Here is a 12683-nt window from a genome sequence, read left to right on the forward strand (position 1 = left end):
CCGACGCCCGTAGAGCCCTTCGGGCGTCATCCTGCGCACGCCCTCGTGGTCGATCGTCCAGGCCAGGTCACGGACCTGGTTGGTGACCTGTGCGTCGGTGATGGTCCGGGCGGCGACCGAGCGGTTGTTCTGTGCCCAGTCGCGGTAGGTCCGCGCGGCGATCTGGCAGCCCTGCTCACGCAGGACCCGGCAGATCGACTCGACCGCGTGGTCCTCGGCCCGCAGCTCGTCGATGAACGCGACGATCATCGATTGCGGGGGTCGAGTTCGGCCGCGAAGAAAATCGAGGCCCGGCGGAGGATCTCGTTATCTTCCTCGAGTCGGCGGACCCTGGCCTTGAGGTCCTTGATCTCGGCGAGCTCCTCACTGGTGGCTCCCTGGCGCTGGCCGCCGTCGATCTGGGCCTGGACGACCCAGCGACGCACGGTCTCCTTCCCGAGCCCCTCGCGGCGAGCGACGGACTCGGCGGCCGCGGTCAGCGACGAGTACTCCGGCAGGTGCTCCAGCACCTGCCGCACGCACCGCTCCTTGACCGCGGGATCGATCTTCTTCGGCATGGTTCGCATCCTTCCAACTCAAAAGGATGCGGCATCAAACCTGGGGCGCTTCAGGTCGTTGGAATCCATGCGGTTCTCAACGAGTGTGTGAACTCCTGACTCATCGGCGACGACGCGGATAGTGGTCGTCCAGGCGGTTGCGTTTCCTGGCTTCTGGTCGCTCACTGTGACTTCGAACGCATCGGCGCTCACCGGCCGGTAGTCGACATGACGGTTTCGGCCTTGCGAGACATCCAGCTCGGTCTGCCCTTCGACCAGCGGCGACGGATCCGAGGTCTCCTGGGCCCAGACGGCGGCGCAACGGTGCAGCTCATCTACGACATCGGGCTCCGGACATCCTGGCGTCGGTCCAGACAGCGCGGTAGAGGATGCTCACAACAAGTCCTTCGCCTTGGCGAGGTGGGCAGCGAGCTGCTTGGTGCGGCGCTTTCGGCCGAAGGTCTGAAGGATGGCGACGTCAAGGGCGTCCTCGGTGATGTCGGGGTGGTTGGCCGCGATGAAGCGGGCGGCGTTGGCGATCTCGATCGGGCTGATGTGGATGAACGGCCGATCGGCAGTGCTGTCGTTGGGCCGGAACTCGGCCCACGTCGTCGGGTCGATCTCGCGGGGCCAGACGAACTTGTCCTCATCGACGAACAGGCCAGCCTGCTGGATCTGGTACGAGATCTTCTTCGCGCGGTTGGAGCGGACGCGCTGGAGTCCGAACGACTGTGCCGTCTTGTCGGTGAGGCGGTCGAGATGGATCGGGCCCTCGTATGTGGCGACCTCGACAGCTACTGCGCGAACCTTCTCCTTTGCCACCTTCTTGGGGAGGTCGTCGAGCACGTCGACGCCGCCAACCTGTACGACGGACCAGGGCTCGAACTCAAGGCCCTTGTCACCGATGACGCTCGGCTCTCGGACGAACACCTCGGGGTCAGGCACGACGGACTCGGTCTCCGTCGCGGTTGCGACGGCGGGTGCTTCCTCGGACGACGCCGCAGGCGTCGAGGCGGTCCTGGCAGCAACCTGCTCTGTCATGCCCTCCTGAGTGGCCAGCGCAGCGAGAGCCTCGTGTCGGATGCGCTTGGCTTCCTCCAAGCCGTCTGCGTCTCCGAATTGCTCCAAGAGCCGCACAGCGAAGTCGTTCGCGCGGAACGCCTCCTCGACGGAGAACTCGTGCATGTGGGCCATCTGCTTACGGACGATCCGCAGCTCGTTGCCGATCGTGCTCACTGTCCGTTGTCGGTCATCGAACGGGTAGCCGAAGTCGCCGAGTCGCTCGGTGAGCATACGGAGCTGGGCCTGAAGGTCATAGGTCCAGTATTTGTAGCCCTTGGAGTACCCCTTCTTCTGGTCGAGGATCTCCAAGACCACGGTCCACGGGTGGCCGCCAAGATTGGACGCGAGACGATCGCCGATGATCGGATCGAGTCGTCTGGCGAGGTGATCGAGGCCCTCCTTGACGGAGAGGTTGGGCTTGAAGGTCATCAGAAGAGACCGCCCTCGTTGGTGCCGGGCAGCATGCCATCATCAAAGGTGAGTGAGTCCTGCCCGGCGGCGACCTTGCCAGCCTTCGGAGGCTGGCGAAGGGGGGCAGGGACAGCCGGGAGATCATCGGCAGCGATAAGCGGCCCGGCGATGATGTCATCGAGCAGCGCGACGCCATCGGGGACGAGTGCCAGCGTCTCGCGGATCGCTGCGACGATCTCGACGAGCTCGGCGCTCCATTCGGGCGCCCAGGTGCTCGGGCGGATGTGGTCCAAAGGTGAGTCGCTGGATGCGGCGCGGCCGGCAGGCTTAGCCATGCGGTAACCGAGCCACTTGGCGACGATGTCCATCCCGCTGACTTCGAAGTTCCAGACGGCTTCGGGTATGCCGGTCAGTGCGCCGTCCGCCACGCTCAACGTCTCGGTTGGGGGGTCGTACTTGATGTCCGCCTTGGCCTCGGGGAGGTGAGAGGGCTCTGACTTCCAACCGATTCCGGCAGTCGGCAGCTCGCCGCTGCCGAAGCGCTCGCCGAAGGTCTGGAGCCAGATTAGCTTCGAGCCGTGGGCCACCATCTGCGCGAACAGGTCGGGGTCGGAGGTGAGAGGAACACGAGGCCCGGGCGTTTCCAGCGCCTCGTGGAAGCGGTTGGTGTAGTCGGTGCCGGCGAGTACGCCGAAGGTGTAGGCGAAGAGCTGCTCGACGGTCACCTTGTCGCCGAGCGCTTCGCTCAGCACGTTCAGCGTGGCGGGCGCGACGTTTGGGGTGCCAGCGGCGTCCCGATACAACGGGATGATGTCCTTACCACCGTAAGACCCGCGGAAGTAGTGCAAGTCTGGGACCGCTTTCGTCACCGTCGCCGCGGGCCCAGAACCAAGTTGGCGAGTCGTGAACGAGCCGAGGAAGACCTGCTGAGAGCTAACGCTCTCCCAAAGCGAAGGACTCTCCGTCTTAGCCATTCGGGGGTCCTCGAATGCCCACTGGCGGTCGAAGGACCTAAAGGCGTAGCGCGCGATCGGCTGATGAGAACTACCCGCCTTCAGGTCGGCGATCCGATCGAAGTCGCCGACGCGAGTGTGGATGTTGCGTCCCGAACTAGGAGTGACGAAGAGCTGGCTGCGCTTGTTGATGTCGGATTCGTCCACCAGTGCTGTCCAGCGTCGACTAAGAGTGTCCTGGGTAGTCGCGATTGGCCAGGTGCGCCCGAACTTACAACCTGGCTGTTGCCAGGGGAACAGGTCGGTGAGTTTGGGGTGCGCCGCCCAGTCGAGTCCGCCGCTTGCCGGGATAAAGGGGGCGTGCCAATCCGGTGACGCCTCGGCGGTCTCTAGGGGCGTCGTCCCTACGGCCAGGTCAGCAAGCGCGTCGAGTTTCTCTGCTCGGGTGCCCCGGTAGCTGGCGTAGTGCACAGGTGCGGGCTTGGTGCGATCACCGTTCCCGCGCCGGATGAGGGTGACGATGGCGACGGGGGACTCGATGTCGAAGACGTTCTCGTCCTTGCGGGTGCCCTTGTTGTCGCCGTGAAGGTCAACGACGATGATCTCATCGGCCACCTCGCGAGCGAGCCGTCGGAGGCCCAGAAAGCCGGGGCCATCGAGCCAGGAGGAGGCGGTGATCATCGAGACCACGGCGGGCCCGGTGTTCTCCTCGAACACCTTCCAGATCGCCCACCGCCAGAAGTAGACGTAGAGGTTGTAGAGGCTAGAGTGAGCGCTGAAGATGACGTGCTTCTTTGCGTCGTCGAAGATGTCGTCAAACAGCGAGCGCTCTCCGAGCGCCTTGTTGCCCTTGGTAACCGCAGTGATGAATCCGCCCGTGCCCTGGCTCTCGACGCGGTCGTAGGGCGGGTTGCCGATGAGCACGTTGTGGTGCCAGTCGTACTTCACCCGGTCTGCCTGGACGCCTTCGGCGCCGATGGGGTCGTCGAGGCCGCTGATGCGGGCGACGCGCTTCTCGGAGAGGGTGTCGCCGAGGAAGACGGGTATGCGCTCCTGCTCTCGGAGGTCCTCCGGCAGGTCGAGTGACACTTTCAGGTGGCTGACGGCGTAGGAAGCGAGGGAGATCTCCAGCGCCGAGGCGTGGCTCAGCGCGGTTTTGAGGCCTACCTCGCCGGCGTTCCGCTTCGCCTGCTCGAGCCACTCGACCAGGAAGGTGCCGGTGCCGTTGGCGGGGTCGAACATGGAGACGACGGAGTCCTCCGGAAGCGCGCCCTTGGGGATCGTGATGTCGGGCCGGGCCTTGACGTACTCGCCCCAGGTCGTCGGGTCCGCGACGCCGAGCGGCAGCCCGAAGGACTTCAGCGCGTCGTCGACGGTCTTGACGATGTAGCGCACGACCGGTTTGGGGGTGTAGAAGGCGCCGAGGTCCTTGCGCTGCACGGGGTCGTACTGCGAGAGGAACTCTTCGTAGAAGTAGACGACTGGGTCGTCGCGCTGGTTGTCGGCGCCGAAGTCGGCGAGGAGTTCGTCGACATCGGTGCCGGCAAGTTGCTCGGCCAGGTCGGCGAGACCGAGCTCGTCGACGTCGATAATGCCGTCCGATCCCTCGCGGAACCGGGCGTAGATGGCGTCGAGGAACTCGTTGTCGAACTTCATTACCGCGAGCGACTGCTCGGACTCGAACTGCTCTGGGTGTGCGATGCGTGCTGTCAGCAGGCCGTAGACCATGGTCTGGGCGTAGACGTCGGCGAAGCGCTCCTGGGTGATGTCACCGAGCAGCTGCTCACGAACGTCGCGATAGAGGCTGCGGATCGGTCCGGTCTTGGTCTCGACGGTGAGCAGGTCGGCGACCTCGTCACGGACGTCCTGGGCCACCTCTGCCATTCTGCGGGAGAGTTGCTTCGCGTTTCTGAGGCCTTCTCGGTAGTTGGCGAGCGCACGGCTGCCTGCGGGGTCAACGACAAGCAGTGGTGCGTCGTCGGTGGTCCAGGAGAGCTCGGGGACGGCCTTGCGGACCAGAAGATCGAGGCGAGTCTCGGTGGGCTTGTCGGACCAAGAGAGGACACGCAGGACGCGCTTGCCGTCCTTCTCGCGAAAGTTCACAACGTGAATGACCTTCTCGTCGCCGTTGGCGAAGCAGAAGAACAGGAGGTCGTCCAGCGCCCACGTTGGGTGGGTGCCGGCACCCTTCCCGCGCTTGTTACTGACGAGCCGGTGGACGAGTCGCCGAACTGCGGTGATTGGCAGGTTATTGCCATCGAAGTTCAGGAAGAACACGCCGAAGTTCTGCTTGGCCGTCAGCGGCGGGAGCTGGGTGATGTCGATGAGCTTGGCGACCTTAGCGGGGTCGAGGTGCAGTTCCTCCGGCTTCCAGTCGATGAGGATGTCGTCGGACTGGAGAAGGGTTACGTCAGGCAGCGGCCAAGAGAGGCCGTCACGCAGGAAGTCGATGAGCGCCCAGGTGTCCTTCGGAGCGTTGCGGATCAGCTCGCGCAGCTTGGCGTCGGCGACCATCACTGCACCTCGATCCAGCACAGTGTCTTGGGTGAAGGCGCATTGAGGGGCATCTGAGTCTCCTTGCGAAGCTGCTTGGTCTCATCCCGCTCGAACTCCCTGAGCGCGGAGTGCACCTTGGAACGGTCGCTGAAGGTCTTGGCTTGGTTGGTCGGTTCAGCAGCGATGGCGGCGTCGATGGCATGAAGCCCGTGCTCGTCGCCGTCCGGTGTGCGCAACGACCACTGGATCTCGCCCGGTTCGATGCTCCACTCTGCCTCGGCCTCGTCAGCGGCCTTGGTGAGCACCGGGATGCGGCGACACACGAAGACGCCTGCGGGCTTGCCGTCCTTGGCGACGGAGATGCCGTCGGGAAGGCGGTCGACGAGCTCCTCGAGCCCGGGGTTGTCTTTGGCGAGCGTCAACCACTTGAGGCGAAGCTCCTCGATGGGCGCGATGTCGCCGTTGTACTCGTCCTTGAAGGCCTGGAAGACCTTCACGTCGTCATACAGGTCCGACTCGTCGATGAGTTTGCCGCCCGGGATGCCGAGCGTGCTGGAGATCATCAGGGTCTTGCCGTGGACGCGGTTGTAGAGCTTGATGAGGTCCTCAATCTCCGTCGGCGGCAGGAAGTTGCGGATCTGGATGTGGCCGCGCGACTTCTTGGCCGACGGCCGCTCCTTGACCAGCTCCTTCTCGATGACCGGATTCATCCGGCGGTCCACACGGCCGATGCGCTGCATCAAACGCACGGGGTTCCAGTGGATGTCGTAGTTGACCAGCAGGGTGCCGTCCTGAAGGTTGACGCCCTCGCTGAGCACGTCGGTGGAGACCAGCACGCGGAGAGGGGCGAGCTTCGTGCGGTCGGCAGCCGACACCTTGTTGTAGAAGGGGGCGAACCGCTTGATCATCTCGTAGCGCGACGAGCCGGCGGTGCGCGAACCGTCGATCCGATCGACGTCGGTCAGGCCGTCGTTCCGGAGGCTTTCTTCAAGGTAGCGGGCAGTGTCGGCGAACTCGGTGAAGACGATCACCCGCTCGGCGCGGAACTCCGGCGTGAAGACCTCCGGGTCGAGCACCTCCTGGCCCTTCTTGGGCTTGCCCGAACGTCCGATGAGCAGGTCGCGGAGTCGCAGGTACTTGTCGTCGACCCCTGCGCCGCCCAGGATCAGGTCCATGAAGCGCTTGAGCTGATCGAGGTCCTCGAAGGCAGCGTCGATCATGTCCTGGAGCTTGTAGTCGCCGCCCACAAGGTTGTAGTCGAGCTCGCTGAGCGCCTCCTCCGTGAGGTCTTCCTCGTGCCAGACCTCCTCCAGCGTGGCGCGATAGCGGTCGTGGATGGCTTCGAGCGTGAGCTCGTTGGCTGCACGCCAATCGACCAGGCGGCTCTCCTGGTCGGGGTCGATCTTGGTGTTCACGTCGAGCCAGTGCAGCACCTTCGCCGACAGATCGAGACAGGAGCCCGCGAAGGCAGCCAGGCTCGACTCGAATCGCTTGAGGAAGATTGTCCGGATCAGGGCGACGACCTGTTTTTGACGGTTCTCGGCCTTGGTGTCGACGTCCTTCTTCGTGGAGAATGCCAAGGGGTAGTACATCGGGAGGACGAACAGCGGGGTCGAGCGGCTGAACGCGTTCTGCAGCTCGGTGAAGAGAGGGGAGTACAGCGTGCCGAAGTCGTAGGGGACGACACGCGGCACTTGGGTGTCGGGGAAGACGACCTCCGAGCCGCCGACAACCTTCGAGCTCTCGACAGCGTACTTGCGGCTGTTCTGGTGAATGATCGACTGGAACAGCTTGTCCTTGGTCATCAAGTCCGCGATGGCGGCGGCATCCGGGACGGCTGCCTTGAACGGCTTCTCCAGTGCAACGAAGTACTTGCGCAGGCTGTTGATGCCGATGCTGGTGAAGTGGTCGTCCGCGTCGACGCCGGTGAAGAGCTCGGCCTGGTGGACGAGGTCGAAGAGCGAGTTGTTGATCGGCGTCGCGGTCAGGTTGAAGACGATCTTGCCCTGACAGATCTTCTCCATGCGCCACCAGCGAGAGCCCCATGGGTTCTGCTCGTCGTCCTCATCTGGCTTCCTTCCGTGGTTCCGGAAGTTGTGGGCCTCGTCGATGATCACCACATCAGCGCGCTTGGCGAGGTGCTCGATCTCCTCGGCACCGGCCTTCGTGGTGAGGTCCGTGTGCGCCTTCACGATCACGTTGGAGAACTGCCCGCCGTACAGCTCGGGGAGCTTCTCCTTGATCTCCGGGTTCCACACCGCGTCCTGGCCGGTCTTGGTCGCCATGATGAGCACGTTCTTGCTGTGACGCACCGCGTAGTACTCGGTCAGCATCAGGCCGACGAACGTCTTGCCGAGACCGACGCCGTCGGTCAGGAAGCCGCCGCCCCAGCGGCGAGACATCTCGACGAGCGAGTGGAACGCCTCCTGCTGGTAGGGGGCGAGCAGCGGGTAGACGGTCGACTCCGATTCTTCCCATGATTTGTCGGTAGGGTCGACGTTGGCCGTGAGTGCGTGCAGGGCCTTGGCATAGACCTCGAAGGGCGTGAACTCGCGGACGTTGTGCTCCAGCACGGCGAGCAACTCGGGGTTGACCGGCGTCGCCTCGTCCCAGTGCTGCTCGTACCACTCCTGGAGGTCGGCGACCTCCGGGCCCTGGAACTTCACGTTGAGCTCGACGTTTTGCGTGAGGCCGGGGCGGGTGAAGTTGGACGAGCCGACGAGAGCGGCCGAGCCGACCACCTTCAGCTTGCTGTGGGTGATGTAGGCCTTGGCGTGGAACTTCTTCGGCTTGTAGACGCGGATCTCGATCTTGCCGGTGCGGATGCCGTCGACAACGGCATCGACGCCGGTCAGGAAGGCATCGCCGGTCTGCCGCTCGACGACGATCGATGTGTCGAGGGCTGCGGCGATCGCGTCGGCCGTCGTGCGGCTGGTCTCGCCCCCGATGAGGAGGCGGATCTTGTCGACCTTCTGCCATGCGCCGTCGAGGGCGAGGAAGGCACCGATCTCGAAGTGGCCCGTGGCGATGTCGATCGCGGAGCTGATGTCGCACCACTCGCGGACGTACTGGAGTGCCTTCCAGTCCTCTGCGGTGTTGTCGACGATGAACTGTTCTGGTGTTGCCACGTGCTCGTCCCCTTGATCCTTTGCTCGTCCGAAAGTCTATTGGCCAGCTCCGACGAAATCGGACGAACAGCCCGATGCCGCCGGGAAGGCCGGTCTTTCGAGAGCCCGACCTTCGTGAGGAGGGCGTCGGCGACGGCCTTGCGGGTCTGGAACGACGACCGAATCGTCGAACGCGCCGAGCTGCTACGCATGCCGGTGGCATCTCTACGCTACTGGCGTGTCCTCGGCACCAGGCCGCGCGGCTTCGTCATCGGACGGCGGCTGCGCTATGTCCGAGCCGATGTGTTCCGATGGCTCGTGGAGCAGTGCGACGCCGATTCGACGGCAGCGTTAGTAGCAGCTACGTGTCTCCCAGACCGCGGCGCAACGTCGAGGACCGCTGGCGCAAGCGCGTCAAGGGCAACCTACGGCACCATGATCGAGGTGCCGTAGGCCGTGGCTGGGGTCACGCGGTGGTCGGCGCGGTACGTCAACGATGGTGGCCGTGAGGCCCTGCGGCCCTTCGACCGCAGGGCTGACGCGCAGCAGTGGCTCGACGGCCAGCTCGCCTCGCTCCTGCGCGGCGAACACGTCGCGCCGCAGGATCAGAAGCTAACGGTGAGGCAGAGGTGCGACAAGTGGCTGGATGGCCGAACCCGCCGCGAGTCGACGGTGAAGATTGCCGCAGTGCATCTGAAGGTCGTCTGCGCGGAGTTCGAGGCCGTGCTGCTCTCGGCGGTCAACCCGATGTGCGCGCGTGGAGCGCGAAGATGAAGACGCAAGGCCGCGTCGGTCCCTAGGTCTATGCGCTGTACTCCCGGCTCTCGCAACGACGGGCTCGTCGTGCGCAACCCGTGTTCGCGTCGTACGTCACCCGGCATGGGCACGCAGGGGCCGTACGTCGCCACGACTGAGCAGGTGTGGCGCTCTACGACGCCGTGCCGCCCGGGGTGAAGCTGGTGATCCTGCTTGGCGCCCACGCGAGCGGCGGCTGGCCGAGGCCGCCGCCCTGCGGGTGACTGAGGTTGACTCCGAGGTCGGCATTGTCGCGCCGACCGCTCAGCGGGGCGACAAACTGTCGAAAGAAATCGAACGGGAGTGGGCGGGCGATTCCCGATCGCGCTCGACATGGCACGACTGCTCAAGGAGGCCGTGCGCTGGTGATGGCAACCATCTCATCAACGATGAGTGTGGCAACGCCCGAGGATCCTGGACGATCCAGTGCTCCGTGCGTGCTGCTATCCCGGTCGTTGGCTTGCCAAACGGATTTCGGTTCCACGACCTGCGGTATTACTTCGCATCGCTGCTCACCGTCAGCAGGCTCGACGTGAAGGTGTCGAGGTCCGGCTGCGCCTTACGTCGGCCAAGACGACTCTCGGCACCTACGGCCGGACAGGGACGACCTCACGCGCCGCAGTCACGGCCGTCTACAAAGAAATGGAACGCTCATGGGCTTCTACGAACCAGGAATCTACGTCGAGTCCTTCGACACCGGTGCCGACGGTCGCATTCGTGCGCCGCGAAGATAGCTACTGCCTTGTCGAGGTGGACAGGTCGTACCTATCGGCTGGTGTGTAGCAACTACACCTTCTCCGGTAGGTGCATGGCGCTGATCCATCGAATCTCCCGAGCGGGGACCACCAATCGGTCGAGATGGGGGTGGCGTTGCGCAACCCCGTCGGTAGGAGTGACGCGAATTGGAGCCGTTAGCGCAAGGTCGCGATCATCGCCGGTTGAGCTCAGGTCAATCGTCTTCAGCACGCCCTCCACAAGGGTCCCGTCCGCAAGCATAACGCCAACCCACGGGTAGGTGCCCTTCGGGCGCTCGGCGAGCGCCCGGCTCCAGACCGCACCAGAGGGATGGAACTCGTCTGGGACGCCCTTCCGCGTTAGCCAAGCGAGTCCTTCCGCGATCAGCATGGCGCAGATCAGGATCAGAGCCAGTTGGACAGCCGCACCCCTGAGGTGCTCCGCAAGATAGGGCGTGCCGTTGATGAACCAATCTGCAGGATCGAAGACATTCTTTCGCCAACTCTCGGGCGCGAGTGCGGCAGCGAGCGCGGGTGGCCCCGTTGTTACGGCCGCGACCGCGAGCAGCTCAAGTACCTCGGTCAGGCTGGACCGGCTGCTGCGTGGTCGACTGGATTCGGTGCGGCGCTCGTAGTACCAAGCAGGAATGAGCGCCGAAAGAGCGACGAAGGCGGCGACGCCCGTGGGGAGCATCGGAGGCTCTAGTTACTGGGCGACTCTGGTACGGCCGGCTCAGAAGCGGACGGTTGGAGTAGGGCCGCCGCAGGAGGCTGGTAGCCCGCAGGGACGCCGGTCGTCGTGATGGCCTGGACGCCCTCGCGAATCTCTCCGGAGCCCGTGAGCGCGGCCGTCTCGCGGGTCTCGATAGTGGGGGCGGGAGCGTTCGACGAAGGATCTGACATGAGCCCATTGTCTCGTGTCCGACGCCCCCTTGACCGAAGGGGATCGCAGCGTGTCGACGGTTCAACCGACGGTAAGGATGCGGCTCGCATCGACCAACTCCGACCGTCTTAAGTAGCTCAACGGAACCTCCTCCGGTAATTCCGCGGTACTTGGGTCTCTGGAGCTCATGTGAAAGGGCCCCTGACACTGCAAACATGCAGGTCAGAGGCCCTTTCGGGGTTGCGGAGCCTGTTAAATGTCGTAGTAGAGCTCGAACTCGTGCGGGTGGGGGCGGAGCTGGACCGGGGCGATCTCCTCGGTGCGCTTGTAGTCGATCCACGTCTCGATCAGGTCGGGCGTGAACACGTCACCGGCGGTGAGGAACTCGTGGTCGGCCTCGAGGGAGTCGAGGACGGCGTCGAGCGAGGTCGGCACGTGGTCGATCTCCGCGTACTCCTCCGGCGGGAGCTCGTAGATGTTCTTGTCGACCGGCGCGGGCGGCTCGATCTTGTTCTTGATGCCGTCGAGACCGGCCAGCAGCAGCGCCGAGAACGCCAGGTACGGGTTGGCCGACGGATCGGGGCAGCGGAACTCGATGCGCTTCGCCTTCGGGTTGTTGCCCGTGATCGGCACGCGCACACAGGCCGAACGGTTACGCGCCGAGTAGACGAGCGCGATCGGGGCCTCGTAGCCCGGCACCAGACGGTGGTAGGAGTTCACCGTCGGGTTCGTGAACGCCAGCAGGCTCGGCGCGTGGCGCAGGATGCCGCCCACGTAGTGGCGTGCCATGTCCGACAGCCCGCCGTACCCGGCCTCGTCGTAGAACAGCGGCTCCCCGTTGTTCCAGATCGACTGGTGGCAGTGCATGCCCGAGCCGTTGTCGCCGAAGATCGGCTTCGGCATGAAGGTCACGGTCTTGTCCGCGGCCCACGCCGTGTTGCGGATGATGTACTTGAACTTCATGACATCGTCGGCCGACTTCAGCAGCGTGTCGAAGTTGTAGTTGATCTCGGCCTGACCGGCGGTGCCGACCTCGTGGTGACCACGCTCGACCGTGAGGCCCACAGTCTCCAGGTTGGCCATCATGTCGTCGCGCAGCTCGGTGAAGTGATCGGTCGGCGCGACGGGGAAGTAGCCGCCCTTGTAGCGCACCTTGTAGCCGCGGTTGTCGACGATGTCGTCACCGGTCGACCAAGCACCGGCCGCCGACTGGATCTCGTAGTACGACTTGTTGGCGCTCGTGCCGAAGCTGACGCGGTCGAAGATGTAGAACTCGGCCTCGGGCGCGAAGAACGCGGTATCGCCGATGCCGGTCGTCTTCAGGTACGCCTCGGCCTTGCGGGCGATATTGCGCGGATCGCGCGAGTACGCCTCGCCGGTGATCGGATCGTGCACGAAGAAGTCCATGACCAGCGTCTTGCGCGCCCGGAAGGGATCGAGGTACGCGGTCTTGACGTCGGGGAACAGCGCCATATCGGACTGGTCGATGCTCTGGAAGCCGCGCACCGACGACCCGTCGAAGGCCAGGCCGCTGTCGAGGACACCCTCGTCGAACGAGGAGACCGGAACCGTGAAGTGCTGCTGGATACCCGGCACGTCGGTGAACCGGACATCGACGAACTCGACACCCTCGTCCTTGATGAATCTGAACAGCTCGTCGGCATTGCCGAACATCTGGGCCTCCTCGACCGCCGGGGGCGGGTCAT

6 protein-coding genes and 1 pseudogene are annotated in these 12683 nt (G+C 64.5%); 1 reads left to right on the plus strand and 6 read right to left on the minus strand.

Translation table 11 applies throughout. From position 1 onward, the window contains the following. From FNM00_RS19300 to FNM00_RS16665, 4 genes and pseudogenes are all read right to left on the minus strand, one after another. Positions 1-557 (minus strand): annotated as a pseudogene (locus FNM00_RS19300) (transposase family protein); the annotation flags it as partial. A 372-nt stretch (positions 558-929) separates the two neighbouring features. Beyond that, on the minus strand, positions 930-2027 hold the full coding sequence (locus FNM00_RS16655; RefSeq protein ID WP_143914670.1) for a DUF3320 domain-containing protein: 1098 nt from the start codon (positions 2025-2027) through the stop codon (positions 930-932). Next, positions 2027-5476, minus strand: coding sequence for a type ISP restriction/modification enzyme (locus FNM00_RS16660; protein WP_143914671.1), 3450 nt, complete (start codon positions 5474-5476; stop codon positions 2027-2029). The genes FNM00_RS16655 and FNM00_RS16660 overlap by 1 nt, the downstream gene beginning before the upstream one ends. Next, entirely contained in the window at positions 5476-8586 is a 3111-nt protein-coding gene (locus FNM00_RS16665) for a helicase-related protein (RefSeq protein WP_143914672.1), read from the minus strand. Before FNM00_RS16665 ends, FNM00_RS16660 begins: the two co-directional genes overlap by 1 nt. A gap of 435 nt (positions 8587-9021) precedes the next feature. On the opposite strand from FNM00_RS16665, the gene FNM00_RS16675 reads away from it, so the two are divergent. Next, the gene (locus tag FNM00_RS16675) at positions 9022-9339 is read left to right on the plus strand and encodes a hypothetical protein (RefSeq protein WP_143914674.1); all 318 of its coding nucleotides are present in this window, start codon (positions 9022-9024) and stop codon (positions 9337-9339) included. 807 nt (positions 9340-10146) lie between these two features. Here FNM00_RS16675 and FNM00_RS16680 read toward each other — a convergent pair. After that, positions 10147-10788: a DUF6338 family protein gene (locus FNM00_RS16680; RefSeq protein ID WP_143914675.1), complete on the minus strand. Its 642-nt coding sequence runs from the start codon at positions 10786-10788 to the stop codon at positions 10147-10149. Between the two features lie 441 nt (positions 10789-11229). Next, positions 11230-12651: a type I glutamate--ammonia ligase gene (gene glnA, locus FNM00_RS16685; RefSeq protein WP_143914698.1), complete on the minus strand. Its 1422-nt coding sequence runs from the start codon at positions 12649-12651 to the stop codon at positions 11230-11232. Between the last annotated feature and the right edge of the window lie 32 nt (positions 12652-12683).

The sequence above is a fragment of the Aeromicrobium piscarium genome (assembly GCF_007421815.1).
Lineage (GTDB): Bacteria > Actinomycetota > Actinomycetes > Propionibacteriales > Nocardioidaceae > Aeromicrobium > Aeromicrobium piscarium.